The following is a 14,802-nucleotide window of genomic DNA, read 5'->3' on the forward strand; positions in this document are numbered from 1 at the left end:
GCGGTCACACGAGGACTACGCGTCAAAGTACGCAGAACGCGCGATCACCCTGTTCGTGCCTCGCGGACACTGGCAGGCCACAATATCGTTGTCCCTTACGCCCGCCCCCCCTCCTGTCAGCCCCCAGTTCTTTGCTGTGCCCAGCATGGGGCCGGGGTGCCCGCACTGTCCGCAGGAGGCCAGTCCTCCGTCCTTGGCCAGTCCGCCACCTTCGTCCGTGAACGACTCGTCCGCGTCCAGCACCACACCACCGGTTGTCGTCTTGTTGCCCTTGATTGCCAGCATGACTGCCATTGCCTTTCTCCTTTTCAGGGTTGAGAAAATCGCGGGTGATCGTCAGTACCGGTCAAGCGCAGCCTGCAGTATCTTCAGCCGCGTCCTGCCGTCTGGCGTGAACACCGTGTCAAAACGTACGAGCCCTTCCCGGTGCAGGTGGCATTTCATCGTGAAGCTGACCATCATGCCGGGCTCGGGCGTCTGGACTTCAATCTCGATTGACTTCAGGCGCGGCTCGTACTTGAGCAACGTCGACTCGATGGCATTGCGCAGCTTGTGCGTTGATGAGGGCAGATGCCGGTAGATTTCTGACAGGTCGTCGAGCCCAAAGTCCGGCAGATGGGCAAGCGAGCCACGTCGGCTGTTCAGAATGCGCTCGATGTTGTCCTGCACAGAGAAGAACGTCTGATCCTCCTGCGAAAAGTCGCTTACCGCCGCGCCATTTGCGAAATGCCCGGTGATGCGCTCGAAGAGTCCTGGTCCGGTGCGCATGACGGCCTCAGTGCGCCATGCCGGCGATCGACGACAGCAGCCAGCGGTCGATCGCGAGCCAGATGAGTCCTGCCGCGATTGCCGTGATGCATACCCAGGCCAGCGGCGAAAGTGAACGTCGACGCCTGCGCGAAGGGTTGACCACCACCGGCCCTGACCGGTCAGGCAGCGTGCCGACGATCGCGCGTTCGAGCCGGTCGTCGATGGCGCGAATGAGCTTCGTGCGCGCTTCGGCCTCGTTCACGGCAAAGCGGCCCTTGAATCCGAGTGCGAGCACCGCAGCGAAAATTCGCAGAAGGGGCAGAACGGGCCGGGACTCGCGCAAGCGCTGTCCAATTCGCCTGAGCAGTTCCTCACCCGCGTCGTTGCGGCCGAATACCCGCACCTGCAGCGGCTCCCGTTCCCAGGCATCGCGCTCATTGCCCTTGAGTCCGTTGAGCGCGGCTTCATCGAGTAGGGCGCACTGGGCGTAGAGCGCGTCATCGATCACGTCTTTTGGATGACCGCGCCGTTGCAACTGCTCGCGCAGGCTCACGACCTGGGCGTCGCTGTCCGTGCGCAACTTGTTGAGCGACGGCGGATTCTTGCCACGGAGGCTGACGACCGTGTCCGCCGTATCGCGCAGTGCGACCGGTAATAGCCCGAGTTGAAGCGTGTCGGCTTTCATGATGGCAGCACCGCGTAGAGTTCAAGATCGGCCTCGGGAATTGAGCCCGGCAGATAGATCTGGCAGGCGCGCGCGGCGATCATGCGTGCGAACGCCGGGTCCGTACTGTCGACTGCAAAGTACTGGTTCTCGATGCGCACAGGAATGGCGGCCGGCAGGCGCGAGACAGGACGCAGGGCGATACCGGCCAGCGCGGAATTGACCACCTGCTCGACTTCGTCTGGCGCGCCCATCTTGCACAATGACGGCACCTGCTCAAGGATGACGTGGGCGGGCATGCTCGCGCGCACCGAGAGGTAGTAATCGACGTCCACCGTAAGACGTTCGTCCTTGATCTGGCCGCGCCACGTCGTGGTGCGCAGGCGCTCCAGCGCGACCGGCACCACACGCGAAGGAATCACGGCGTCGAGCAGTTGGCGGATCAGCGATTCAAGTTCAGCAAACACCGGTTCCGGTGCGTGGTGGTCGTACGCCGGGATGGCCTGAAGTGTTTCCGTGGTCGAGAACGTCAGGAGCGAGCCGGCCAGGCGTGCGAGTACAGCGTAAAGGCGCTCGGGATGCTGGTCGGGCGCCTGGGCCAGGCGCGCCAGCTCCGGCCACGTGCTGTTCACCGAATGCAGCAGCCAGAAGAGCGATACATCGGACACGGCATAGTCGGCAATCTGGTCCGAACGCTCCTTGCGGCGAACGGCGAGGCTGGCGCTTTTAGCGGTGAGAATCTCGGAGAGGCGCCGCATACGCTGTGTGAGCTTCGTGCTCGCCGACAGGAAGAGGCACGGCGGCACAAACGACTCGTCCGCATCGAAGCGACCCTGAGGTGTGCGCACAAGACGCGCGACGGGGCAGGTGACGTAGTCGTCCGCTTTCTCGAAATCAAACAGGAGCACGCTCAGTAGCCGCTCGACGCTGATCTCCTCCTTTCCGTCGCCGTTGATGTCGGTGACGTGGACGAATTCCCTAGTTGAGCGCCGCGGCCGCGCGGGTTTTTCGCCTGGCTCCACGCAGTTACCGCCTTGCGGATCGACGAGGGCCACGCCAACCAGCACCGTTACCGCGTCCACATTTGCCGGTATTTCGGCCAGACTGCGCGCTGACGGCACCCAGTCGCTCGTTTCACTGTCAATCAGCGTCCCATCGCGCAGATGCGCCTTCAGCCGGTCCAGCTGGATGCGCTCGATCGAAAGGGCCTGTTTATCCACCGCGACATCCACCACCCCCCATGCGTCAGGGCTCGCGATGTGGGCGATCTGGTTATTGCGAAACTGGTCCCAAAGTGCCTGCTGCTGGAAATGCTGCGGCGTCATGAAAATGCCGCGCGTCCACAGGGGTTTCGTTATCTTCATCGTTGATGATGCTCGGTGTTCAAACAGGTGAGATGGGTAGATGGAATTCAGCGTTTCGCCTTTGGCATCTGCGACATGAGCGACAGGCTCACGTCCATGCCTTCGATCTGGAAATGCGGAACGATGTAGAGCCGGATGCGGAAAAAGCCGGGATTGTCCTCGATGTCTTCGACCTCGACCTGGGCGGCACGTAACGGGTGAGCGGATTGCAGGTCGTCACCAGGCGTTGTCATAGCGGTGACGAGACCCTTGATCCAGTTGTTCAATTCAAGCTCGAGCAGGCGCCGGTCCTTGGTGGTCCCGATGTTTTCGCGCTGGATCATCTTCAGATAGTGCGCGATACGCGAGATGAGGAAGATGTACGGCAGGCGCGCGTTGATGCGGCTGTTGGCAGCGGCTTCCCGTGTGTCGAAGTCGGCAGGTTTCTGGGTCGAATGCGCGGAGTAGAAACACGCGTAATCGTGATTGCTGGTCCAGGAAAGTGCGATGAGACCAAGCTCGGCAAACTCAAACTCACGGGTTTCGGGAATCAGTGCATCGGTGGAAATCTTGCCGGCGTGGCCCGTATCGAGATCGTAGAGATGAACCGGCAGGTCCCGAATGAGGCCGCCCGCCCGCGGGCCGCGAATTTGAAGACACCAGCCGTTGTTCACAAAGCTTCTGACCAGATTCACGGCAAAGGCAAAGGCGGCGTTGGCCCACAGAAAGGCATCGCGACCGCCGCTGCGGACGTTCTCTGTGTAATTCAAGGCGCGTACTGAAGCGGTATCGTGCCCGTACGGCAGGCGCGCGAGGAATCGCGGCAGGGTGAGTCCGACATAACGCGCGTCTTCCGTCTCGCGAAACGCCCGCCACTTGAGATAGGTTGGACGCTCAAAATGCCCCTGCAGATCACGTATGCCGGTCACTTCCTCCATGGAGTCACGGCCGAAGAACGCCGGCGATGCCGCGCCGATAAATGGCATGTGCGCCGCAGCCGCCACCTTCGAGATATTGCGCAGCAGCGCCATATCCGGCGCACTGGCGTCAAACTCGTAGTTCGCGATGACGACAGCGATAGGGTAAGCCCCGGGCGTATCGTATTCGTCGATGTAGGTCAGACGATAGAGGCCGCTCTGGTTGAGTTCTGGCGCATCCTCGAAATCCTGTCTCAGCGTTTCCTTTGAAACGTCGAGGACCTCGATCTTCACCTTCTGGCGAAAGTCCGTTCGGTCGACCAGAATCTTCAGTCCACGCCATGCAGCTTCGAGTGTCTGGAAGGCAGGGTGGTGAAGGACGGCGTCCATCTGCGCGGCGAGCAGCCGGTCAAGCAGGGTGAGGTCGTGATCGACGCGAAGAAGATCGACCCGTGCAGTCGCACTTTCCTGCATCGGTGCAGGCGTTGCGACTGGTACGGGTATTGAGGGGGACTGCCGGCTATTGTCGACGCTTGCGCTCATTGTTCTGGTCTTGGCCCGTTCGGGCTTCTCCTGGTCGGCGATTATTATCACGCCCGCTGTCTCAAAACCAGTCAAGACGGCTGGCGATCATCGGTGATTGATCGAAAGCAATCTGCTTTGATTTTGCGCGATTCGACCCTTCACTTGCCAGGAGAACCGGCGTACTTTCAACTTCCCCTAATTCCCGTTTGCGTGGACAGATGCGTTCGTCACGCAGGACGGTTGAATAGCACTGCTGATCAGGTGAGGAGTCAATAAAAGATGGCAAGCCTGTATGACGACGCGAAGAAGTTCGTAAGCAGCCTGACGGCGATACCGGGACGGCAATCCTGCTTCCTGGATGTGCCGGGTACCGAGAACGCCAGCCTGCTGTCCGTGGTGGAGTTCAGAGCCACTGAAGTCATGGGTGAGCCCACAGAAGTGCGTATCGTGGCGACCCATCCCGAGCAGCTTGCGCGCGCCGACTACCTGAATCTTGACGCTGCCTTTCGCGTTGTGCCGGACGATGGAAATCCAAGAAAATTTTCGGGTTTCATCGAGCGCTTTTCGACTGTTCAAACGACGAAGGATTTCACGAAATACGAGATAGTCGTGAAGTCCCACTTCGGGCGGCTTGCCGCAGCGACGAATACGGCGGTCTACCAGCACCAGACCATACCCGAGATTATTGCGTCAATCCTGCGGCGCCACGGCATCAAGGATCACCAGATGTCGTTCCGCCTGCGAAAGCGGTATCCCCAACTCATGTTCCGCTTTCAGTATCAGATTGAAGATCTGAAATATGTTCAGATGCTGATGCAGAAGACGGGTATCTACTCCTACATCCTGGAGACTGAGTATGGCGATCAGGTGGTCTTCGGCGACGACATCGATCACTATCTCTACGATCCGCGACTGATCGTACCGTACCGGGAAGCCGCGGGCCTGGAGTCGAACGGCGTGGAAGCGATCAAGTCGCTCAAGACGCACGCAGTGACGGTGCCGGCTTCGTACACGGTTGCAGACTACAACCCTGACAGTGCATGGGAAAGATTTAGAGATAGCGCAAACGTAGCGCCACAGGATCCTACCACCTACGGTCAACCGTACATCTACGGCACGAACCACCTCGATCAGGATGGGGCCCGGTGGGAGGCGCAGTTAAGGCACGAAGCGGACATTACGCGTCAGGTGGTGTATGAGGGTGAAAGCAACGTGCTCGAACTGCAATGCGCACGCGTGCTCGAAACAGACATCGTGGTGCCTGACGCGCCCAAGGGGCAGGTGATCATTGAAATCACGCACAGCGGTGGGCGTGACAAGGCCTACACCAACTCGTACAAGGCCATCCCTGCGGACCGACGCTTCCGGCTGGAACTGAAGCCTGAAACGTGGCCCAAAATCTCTGGTACCCTCAGCGCTCGTGTTTGCAGTCCTGACAAGTACACCTACGCGTATCTGAACGCTGTCGGCTATTACGTGGTGCGGCTAGACGCCGACTTTGGCACCTGGCCCAAGGGCGGCGAGAGCGTGCCTTTGCGTCTCGCCAAGCCCTTCGCGGGAAAACTGCAAACGGGCTTTCACTTTGTCGCTCTGGACAACGACGAGGCCGTCATTTCTTTTCGAGATGCCGACCCTGATAAACCGGAAATTATTGCGTTTCATCATCATTCGCAGGCACGCGACCTCGTCACGAGCGACCGTCGCTGGCTCTCGCGCAACACCATCCGCACGCAGAGCAACAACAAGCTGCGCATGGAAGACTGGGCGGGTCAGGAAGGGGTGAAGCTCAGCACCGAGCACTCGGGCAAGTCGCAGCTGAACCTCGGATATCTGGTCAACAACAAGCTCGAATACCGCGGTGAAGGCTACGAGCTGCGCACCTCGGGCTGGGGCGTGAATCGTGCAGGCAAAGGCCTGCACCTGACCACCTACGACCGGCCGGCTGCGACTGGCAAGCAGCTCGACATGCAGGAAGCGATCGCACAGCTCGAGAGCGCACTGGCCACTGCCAAAGCACTAGCGAGCGCCGCCACGACCTCCAAGGCCGAGCCCGCCGACACCGACGCGCAGCAACAGGTGAAAGACGATCTCGACGGCCTGAAGAAGGCTGGTGTGCTCATGAGTACGCCAGCTTCGGCAGCAGTGGTGACTGGCCAAGGCATGCAATTCACGGCCAAAGACAACATCACGGGCGTCGCCGGCAAGAATGCTGACTGGAGCGTGCTCAAGCGCTTTACGGTCGCAGCGGGCGAGGTCATCTCGCTCTTCGCCCAGAAGCTCGGAATCAGGATTTACGCCGCGAAAGGACCTGTCGAATTGCAGGCGCAAGGCGGACCGATGTCGATGTATTCCGACCAGGACATGTCCATATCAAGCGTCAACGGCTCAGTACGTGTCCACGCGAAGAATGAGCTTGTTGTTGAGTGCGGCGGCGCATTCATCCAGCTCAAGGACGGCAATATCACGCTCGGCGGTCCTGCTGATCTGTTTTTTAAGGTCATCACGATCCAGAAGCAGGGCGCAACTTCCATGTCACAGGAGATGAATAACTGGCCGACCTCGTCCTTTGATCAACGTGTCAAGCTGGTTACACGTACTGGCGAACCTGCCCCGAACCAGAAATACGAAATTCATCGCGACGACGGTGCAATCATCCGGGGTGTTACCGATGAACAAGGATGGACCGCACTACAAAAGGGCATGAGCTTCGATGGTGTAAAGATTAAATGGTTAGGAAAGGCATAACAAAATGAGCGCAGAAACTCTTCAGCCACTGAGTCAGGATAGTCATGCAGACGGCAGCATTACGTCGTCCACACTGCTGACCCCAACAGAAGACAAGACACGCGGTGTCATGTGTATTCGACCCACGACCGTAGTGCCGGTAATCTTTGTGCCTGGCATCATGGGATCGAATTTGCGCGATATCAGGACCGGCTATTCCGTCTGGAATACAAACAATACAGTCGCCATCATGCTTCAGTGGATGTTTCGTTCGGCGGGCACGCGTCAGGCGAAACTGGGACCCGATAGAGCAATACTTGACGACCGTGGTTGGTGGTACGGCCCAAGCGCGACCGTTCCAGATGAAGAAACCGGAAAATTGCGCGGGCAAGGTACGACTTCGCGAGCTTTCTACGGCGATTTTGTGCGCTGGCTGGACAATCAACTTAATGGGGAAGTGAAGAACGGCGAGGCCACCGCCACGTTTGCGGGGGATCACCCTGGCCTTCCCTCCCCTTGGCAACCGTTCGTGGGCGTGGAGCACTACGGCAAGTCCTGGAATGCGCAGAAACCATTCGAGGTTCTTACCAAGGTAGAGTCCGACAAGGTCTGGGCCAACTTTTTCTGTCCTGTGTATGTGCAGGGATACAACTGGTTGAAAAGCAATGGTGAGTCCGGGAAGGCACTCGCCGAGAAAATTAATGAAATCATCAATTTCTGGAAAGACCAGTCGGCATGCGGCTATAAGTGTGAGCAGGTCATACTGGTAAGCCATTCAATGGGTGGGCTCGTCACGCGTGCGGCTGTTCATCCCGAGTTCGGCAATGCCGCTGGAAGGGTCCTCGGCATAGTTCATGGCGAGCAGCCAGCTAACGGCGCAGCGGCGGCCTACCATCACTGTCGCAATGGTTATGGTGGTGGTTCCGGTCTGGTGCTGGGACGCAACGCAGCGCAAGTGACAGCTGTGTTTGCCAATTCTCCAGGAGCGATGGAGCTGCTGCCCAATCACCAATACAACACCCAGGGTGGGGAGTACGCAAGCAAATGGCTGATGGTTCGGCAGGGGAGCAGACAGGAACCCGCATTGCGCCAGCCAGACTCCGATCCCTACAAGGATATCTATTTGCAACAGAACGTCTGGTGGCGTCTGACAGACCCGGCGTTGATCGACCCTTCTGGCAAATACACGGTCGATGAAGCCTGGAAAATGTATCGCGCTAACGTCAGAATTGTTGGTACGTTTCATCAAACGCTGGGTACGTACTACCACCCACAAACTTATGTTCATTACGGCGCAGATGCGGACAAGCATGCGGCTTATGGCGATCTGATCTGGCGAGGCACGGGGTCGTTCAACCTGAGTCAGTCTGAGTTGCTCGAATCTCCGGCGGCGAAGGGTAGCAACCCTGTAAAGGTGGCATCGCCGATCGATGGGCAAACGCAAACATTCAGCATCGCCAATCCCCACGATGTGGGCTATCCGCAACCAGGCGACGAGACTGTGCCCGCGTGCTCTGGTGAAGCTCCATTTAAGCAGGGGGGGGGGAACGTCCGGCAAAGCTTTCGCCTCACTGGCTTTGAGCACCAAGCGGCCTACGACTACGATGATGTACGGATTTGCACGCTCTATGCCATCGGTAAGTTGCTTTGCGGAGCGGAGGAATTATGACCAGAAAGGTGCAATATGAAGCGAACACCTCGTGCCATGATGCTTGCTCTTGTGACAGGTGTTATGGGATGGAGCATCACTGCACACGGAGAAGCGACCATGACTAATTCACAAAGCGTATGCATCGGTCGCTTTCTTGTCGATCTGCCGGCAGACGCGCAAGTATCAGATAGCACGAGCTATCAGCGGATTACGCCACACAAACCGGTGCGTGTGGCAAGCTTTGCCAAAGTTCAACAGCAAATCGACGGCCAGGCAAAAGCGTTCCGTACGGTACGCATGATCAGGGATTCCTACGGCGACGAATTGACGCGGGCAGGCGGTGGCGACCCAGATAAGGAATTCGGCCTTACACAACTGGTCGGGTTGAACATAGACGTGCCGTCGCAGGAGGTTGTGCTCGGCTACCATCCAGATCTCAAAGGTTCGGCGATAAACACTGTGATCCACAAGGTGATTGGGCAGTGGGATTATGTGTTCGATACCCAGGGTTTTGGCGCGGATGACTATCCCAAGACTCTCCAAGCCCTGGAGATGGCTGCGGCGCAGTTTCAGCCCCGTGTTATTGGTGAGATGCCTCGAGCTCCTGGTTTCTGCTTCGACGGTGGGATGTTTGCAGATGCAGGCAAGCCCCCAGTGCTTGAGAGCTTCACGCTTGTGGTTACATTCCCCACCCATCCCGATGTGCGCTTTGTGATCGACGCGCGCACTATCGTGAAGGTCGACACGGACGAGCCGTCCTTGAAGTTTCGTGCAAATAGCGAACTCGCCGTGCTGCGTACCAGCATTGATGGCTACGTGGGCGTACTGGCACGGGGAGAACTCAATATAGCGACCCAAGACGGCTACCAGATCGCGATCAGTGCGCCCTACGACCGTGTTCCCAACACCCGCATGCTTAAGTTTTTCTGGAGTGCCGATGGTGTGCCGAATGATGTGACCCGGCCATTTATGGAAATTGACATGACCGTGCAGCCGACTGATGACGGTAAATCCACGATCAAGGATGATGCACAGGCAAAGGCACTCTGGAATGAACTCATCCAGGGCGTTCGTATCCGGCCGGGATCGGTTTAAGCACCGAGCATTGCTATTGTTCCAGTCGATAACGTGGCGTCGCGTCCGACTTGCACGAGGTAACTTGGCGCTCCTTCGATCTCAAACGTCCTCCCACAATGAGCGGCCGCTCCTCGCGCTGTCTTGGGCACATGTGTTTGGCACGACGAGCCGTGGACATCTGGACGTCGCTTATAACGAATCCACGTGCGACGCAAGGGCGATACCTGTCTCGTCACTGTAAATGACGGTCCGAACGTCTAAGTGGGGGGTACTGCAGCCCCCCCACTCAGGCTAGTTCAATAAGAGTTAAGCCAAACCGAACCGAACCAAACCAAAGCAAACCACGCTATGTCATGGCCAATCCCGTCATTTTCTTCTATTGAAAAGCCTAAGCCAATTTCGTTGCGCCTCTGGCTGCCGATGCTCGCTGTCATTGCAACTGCCGCGGTTGGTGTCGTGCTGCTGCTATGGCCGCATGGCAAGCCGACACATTCGCTTCAGTTCTGGGGCACCCTGATTGGGGCACCGTTGGTCGCCTGTGCCTTGGTGTTTGGTGTGAAGCTGGACAGCTGGGAGGATGAACAGACTAACGCCGAAGAATTAGAAAGGGAACACGATCGGCTTAAGGGGTTATGGCGCGACTGGACCCGTCGTAAATTGTGCATTGTCGATGTTGCGGCGTTCCCGGCGACCACAAACGAGATTGTTTTGCTCGGCGACGCAACGGTCAATCTAAAAAACAAGGACCGAACCGTCAGCTTTGTGTGGGCACAGAATCGCGCGACAGCGTTGTGGCGCACGCGGCTGTTGCACCTCGTTGCCGCACGTTTTGCTGATGTGCTCCGAACCCGGCGGGAGTTCGTCGTCACGCTAATGCTTGACGATACATCACTCACACAGGCTGAAGTCTGGACGAACCGAGTGGAGCGTATTTTGGGCCGCAGAGTCCCACGCGGGACGTTTCACGTCGAAGCGCAATTGGCAACCGGCGGCGCACAATGGATTACACAACTCGTCGACACAGTCGATTCGAACACGCGGCTCGTGATCGCTGCACAGTTCTGGACCGGTATCGGAAAGGAGGAGAAATTCAGCGAGGGTGCTGCTGCATTTCTTATCGAACCATGTGCGACGAATACGGGGTTAATTTTCCGTCCCATGACGAGCGCATGCAACGCGCTGGAAGAAGGGCTTACCCAGATCAAGGAATTCCAGACGACGCCTGACCCGCTGACAGATGTGTGGTCCGCAGGCTGTGAGTACGCCGATTCGTCCGTCCTTCGCTCTGTACTTAAGAAAGATCCAAAGTACCCTGTAACCGAGCACATGCTTGACGGTGTTCTGGGCAACCCAGGTCCGGCCAGTGGCTGGATTGCCCTTGCAATTGCGATGGAGGTGATGCGCGGAGGCGGACCGCAACTTGTCGCGTGGCGCGAGCCCGAATCTGAATCCCTTCATCTGTGCACGGTCTCGCCCATGCCTCAAAAGGAAACAACGGTTTGAAGAGCGAAAAAAAACACATCCTGGGACGGGTTCTGATTGCTGCCGCGCTCATTGCATTTGTCGTGTGGGTGCTCTTTTTTACCGTGGACACAAAGGATCTGGTCGGCTGGTTCATCCGGTATCGGAATTTTCTTGTCCCTCTTGCCCTCATTGCGATCGCCGGAGTTGGCATTCTTCTTCTGCGGCGCAAGCAGAAGCAGGACGCGATCCAGCATGCATCAAGAGAGCAGGGCGCGGAGCCGGCGCAAAAGACGGATCCAGCAGCCAACGCGGTCAAGACCAGGGCGGAGCAGGTCGTGACCTGGGCCGAAGACCTCAAATTCCATCTGAAGCAGAAGCGCTGGTTTCGTTGGGGTCACGTTCTGCCGTGGGTGCTGGTCGCGGGCGACGCGGCGACCGTTACCGCACTGATGCCGGATCTGGAGAAAAAAGGCGCGCTGGTGACCGACGACGCTGTGCTGCTCTGGGGTGGTCTCGGATCAGACGGCCGACCCGATGAACTGTGGCTTCGGAAGATACGCGGACTGCGATGGAGCCGCCCGCTCGATGCCATTGCACTCGTGATAGACGGCAACGCATCGTTGATGGATTCGGCGCGCGAGAAGAACCCGTGGGGATTCCGTCTCGCACGCATCGTCGAGATCCTGCGCTGGTCGGCTCCAGTCTACGTGGTCGATGTCGCCGGCACCGATTCCGTACGCCAGATGGACACACCTGTAACCGGCTGCGAATTCACCCGCGCGCTCAACGCGGCCGCCATTGAAACGACGCTGCTTGATCTGCGTGACCGGCTGGCTGACCGCAGCGTGTATCAGCTTGCCACGAATGGCAACGACGACTATGCGAAGGCGCTGTCTGCGCGACTCGACGGCCGCGCATCGCCTCTCGCGCGCTGGGTCACAGGGCTATCTGACTGGCAGCGACGGGCGTTGCCGGTTGCAGGTGCCTTGTTTGCCCCGCTGCCTGTTGGTGACGCCTCTGCCGCGGGCTCCGACAGCACCCGGCTGCCGCTGTGGCGCCATCTCACAGAGATCGCGAATCACACGCCTTGCCGCCGGACGCTTTCCAACCCGGTCACGATCCTCTCGACGATCGCGTTTGCCGTCATCGGCCTGTGGAGCGCCGGCATGCTCGCCTCGGGGATGAACAACGCACACGAAGTCATGCTGACCAGTGAGTCCCTGCAAACGCTCAAGCGTGCGGGGGACACGCCCTCGCGCCTGCGCGCACTGCTCGGACTCCAGCAGCGTATCGGGCTGCATGAGGCGCGTGTGCAGGAGCACACCCCGATCTTCACCCGCTTTGGACTGAACCATGACCGGGCGGTGCTCAACGCACTGTGGATGCCTTACGCGCGCGCGGCCCGCCCATTGCTCGTCGCGCCGGTGCAGCAGGACATCGAAGGCCAGCTGATCGATCTCGGCCAGATGCAAACCGCCCAGGTCGACAGCCAGAGCAGCCAGGTGGCGCAGGATGGCCAGCAGGCGCTGAAGACCTACCTGATGATGGCCGAGCCGGAGCGCGCCGAACCATCCTTCACGACTCCGCAGCTCCAGCAGCACTGGAATATCGACACAGGTCTTCGGCCTGGTGAAAAGCTCGACCTGTCCGCACAGCTTCTGGGCTTCTGGGCCCAGCACTTCCCCGCGCATCCCGACTGGCGCATCCAGCCACGCGAAGAGCTCGTGGGCAGTGCCCGCCAGACGCTGCTGGCCATCATCGGCGTGAAGAACTCCGAAGACACAATCTATCAGGGCATCCTCGATTCCGTGGGCCACAAGTACCCGGACCAGACACTCGCCTCTTTGACAGCAGGCACGGATACCCGTGGTCTCTTCTCGACATCCGCAACGGTCCCCGGCATCTATACACGTCAGGCGTGGGAGGGCTCCATCGAGGCGGCGATCGACGATGCGGCAAAACACAATGGCGTGACGGGAAACTGGGTACTCGGCAATACGGGCACCGCTGCCAGTGCGCCGGCGGCCGCAGAAGCTCTCTCGCCGGAAGCACTGCGCGCGGCGCTTCGTGCCCACTACTTCTCCGACTATGCCGAGCACTGGCAGAACTTCATGAACAGCGTCCGGTGCGCAGCGGCCCCCACGCTGCCGGCCGCTGTTGGTCAGCTGAGGCTCATCGCCGATGCCCGGCAGTCGCCGCTTATCGCGCTCATGAAATCGCTGGCTTGGCAGGGCGGAGCCGGCGTGCAGCAAGCCTCACTCTCCGATGCGCTGGTCACCAAGGCTCAGAACTTTTTCGGCAGAAAGGACGACGCTGCTCAAACCGTCCAGACCGCGCCAGCGGGTCCGCTGGACGCCTCCTTCGGGCCGGTGCTCAAGCTCGTTGGGCAAGGGGCCAGCGGCAATGCCGCGCCCGCCGCCGGTAGCGAGCTGAGTCTGGAGCGGTTCACGGAGCGCGTGATGACGCTGCGCCTGAAGTTGCAGCAGATCAGCGATAGCGCCGATTCGGATGACCAGGCACGCCAGGTCGCGCAGGCGCTCTACCAGGGCAAGGGCTCGGAGCTTTCCGATACGCTCTCTTATGCCCAACTCGTTGCGGCGAGTCTCGGGCAGCAGTGGGCGGGCATGGGCGCAGCGCTTTTTGTGGAGCCTGTCACCCAGGCGACGCGCACGGTGCTGGTTCCTGCCGAAGCAAGCCTCAACGATGCGTGGCGGCAAACGATCGTTGCCGCGTGGAACCGTTCGTTCGCGGGGCGCTACCCTTTTGCGAACACGTCCAGCGAGGCATCTCTGCCTGAGCTCGCGCGATTCCTCCGGCCGCAGGGCGGCCTCATTGATTCCTTCCTTAGCACGCAACTCGCCGGCGCACTCCAGTTGCAGGGTGACCGGTGGGTACCGGCCACGGGTGGCGGGGGCGGGGGTAGTACGACACGCGCATTCGATCCGGCTTTCCTCTCGGCGATCAACACGCTCCAGCAGGTTGCCGGCCACCTGCTGGCACAGGGCGAGCCGCAGTATGTCTTCGCGCTCAAGCCGGTGCCGGTAGTGGGAATAGCGGACACGTTACTGACGCTCGACGGGCAGACGCTCCACTACTACAACCAGGTTGAAACGTGGAGCACGATCACCTGGCCTACCGGCGAGCCCCAGAAAGCGGGCACCCGGCTCGAATGGCAAACCGATGCGGCTGGCACGAACAAGGCTTTTGAGTTCAGCGGCCGGTGGGCGCTGGTGCGCATGCTCGAGCGGGCGAGGGTGGAGCCAGTGGACAGCGCGACGTACCAGCTCACATGGCAAGCGAAACCAGAGAGCTCGGACCCGAAGGCTGCTGCGCCGAAGGCGGAAGGACTCGTCGAACTTGCGGCAGAAGTGGCACAGGAGCCGCTCGCTCCAGCGCCGTCGAGCATGACGCATCCATTGCGCTACCTGATCCGCACCGATGTGGGCAAGGGACCGCTTGAACTGCTGGCGCTTCGGGGCTTCACGCTGCCGTCGCGCATCTTCATTGACCGTGCAGCGCCGGCCGCAAGGCAGGCCGCTCCCGCAGGCCCGCCGCCGCTCCCAAAGGCGGCAATCGCGGCGGCGAAGCGCGCAGCTGTTCCGATCCCACAGGGCAGTGTGCCGCAATGACTATCCATGCAACCCGGGTAACGCGACACCGGTCGCTATGACATATGGCCAGACTGCC

At 59.6% G+C, this 14,802-nt stretch carries 10 protein-coding genes; 5 read left to right on the forward strand and 5 right to left on the reverse strand.

What is annotated here, in order from left to right; translation table 11 throughout:
* Positions 1-15: 15 nt before the first annotated feature.
* The 5 genes from VSR72_RS00810 to tssC are packed head-to-tail and all read right to left on the reverse strand — an operon-like array spanning position 16 to position 4,148.
* Positions 16-294 (reverse strand): PAAR domain-containing protein, encoded by a 279-nt coding sequence (locus VSR72_RS00810; RefSeq protein WP_342950509.1) that lies wholly within the window; start codon positions 292-294, stop codon positions 16-18.
* 42 nt (positions 295-336) lie between these two features.
* Positions 337-768, reverse strand: coding sequence for a type VI secretion system baseplate subunit TssE (tssE, locus tag VSR72_RS00815; protein ID WP_342950510.1), 432 nt, complete (start codon positions 766-768; stop codon positions 337-339).
* Between the two features lie 7 nt (positions 769-775).
* Positions 776-1,435: a DotU/TssL family secretion system protein gene (locus tag VSR72_RS00820; RefSeq protein ID WP_342950511.1), complete on the reverse strand. Its 660-nt coding sequence runs from the start codon at positions 1,433-1,435 to the stop codon at positions 776-778.
* The gene (gene tssK / locus VSR72_RS00825) at positions 1,432-2,778 is read right to left on the reverse strand and encodes a type VI secretion system baseplate subunit TssK (RefSeq protein WP_342950512.1); all 1,347 of its coding nucleotides are present in this window, start codon (positions 2,776-2,778) and stop codon (positions 1,432-1,434) included. Before tssK ends, VSR72_RS00820 begins: the two co-directional genes overlap by 4 nt.
* A gap of 47 nt (positions 2,779-2,825) precedes the next feature.
* Positions 2,826-4,148 (reverse strand): type VI secretion system contractile sheath large subunit, encoded by a 1,323-nt coding sequence (gene tssC, locus VSR72_RS00830; protein WP_342950981.1) that lies wholly within the window; start codon positions 4,146-4,148, stop codon positions 2,826-2,828.
* A gap of 330 nt (positions 4,149-4,478) precedes the next feature.
* On the opposite strand from tssC, the gene vgrG reads away from it, so the two are divergent.
* The 5 genes from vgrG to VSR72_RS00855 all read left to right on the forward strand — a co-directional run bounded on the left by vgrG (position 4,479) and on the right by VSR72_RS00855 (position 14,744).
* Positions 4,479-6,944 (forward strand): type VI secretion system tip protein VgrG, encoded by a 2,466-nt coding sequence (gene vgrG, locus VSR72_RS00835; RefSeq protein WP_342950513.1) that lies wholly within the window; start codon positions 4,479-4,481, stop codon positions 6,942-6,944.
* Positions 6,945-6,948: 4 nt separating this feature from the next.
* The gene (locus VSR72_RS00840; RefSeq protein WP_342950514.1) at positions 6,949-8,592 is read left to right on the forward strand and encodes a hypothetical protein; all 1,644 of its coding nucleotides are present in this window, start codon (positions 6,949-6,951) and stop codon (positions 8,590-8,592) included.
* A 99-nt stretch (positions 8,593-8,691) separates the two neighbouring features.
* On the forward strand, positions 8,692-9,669 hold the full coding sequence (locus tag VSR72_RS00845; protein ID WP_342950515.1) for a T6SS immunity protein Tli4 family protein: 978 nt from the start codon (positions 8,692-8,694) through the stop codon (positions 9,667-9,669).
* A 330-nt stretch (positions 9,670-9,999) separates the two neighbouring features.
* Complete coding sequence (locus VSR72_RS00850) at positions 10,000-11,154, forward strand: hypothetical protein (RefSeq protein ID WP_342950516.1); 1,155 nt, start codon at positions 10,000-10,002, stop codon at positions 11,152-11,154.
* Positions 11,151-14,744, forward strand: coding sequence for an ImcF-related family protein (locus VSR72_RS00855; protein WP_342950517.1), 3,594 nt, complete (start codon positions 11,151-11,153; stop codon positions 14,742-14,744). Before VSR72_RS00850 ends, VSR72_RS00855 begins: the two co-directional genes overlap by 4 nt.
* The last annotated feature ends 58 nt before the right edge of the window (positions 14,745-14,802 follow it).

The sequence above is a fragment of the Paraburkholderia sp. JHI869 genome (assembly GCF_038900775.1).
Taxonomy (GTDB): domain Bacteria; phylum Pseudomonadota; class Gammaproteobacteria; order Burkholderiales; family Burkholderiaceae; genus Paraburkholderia.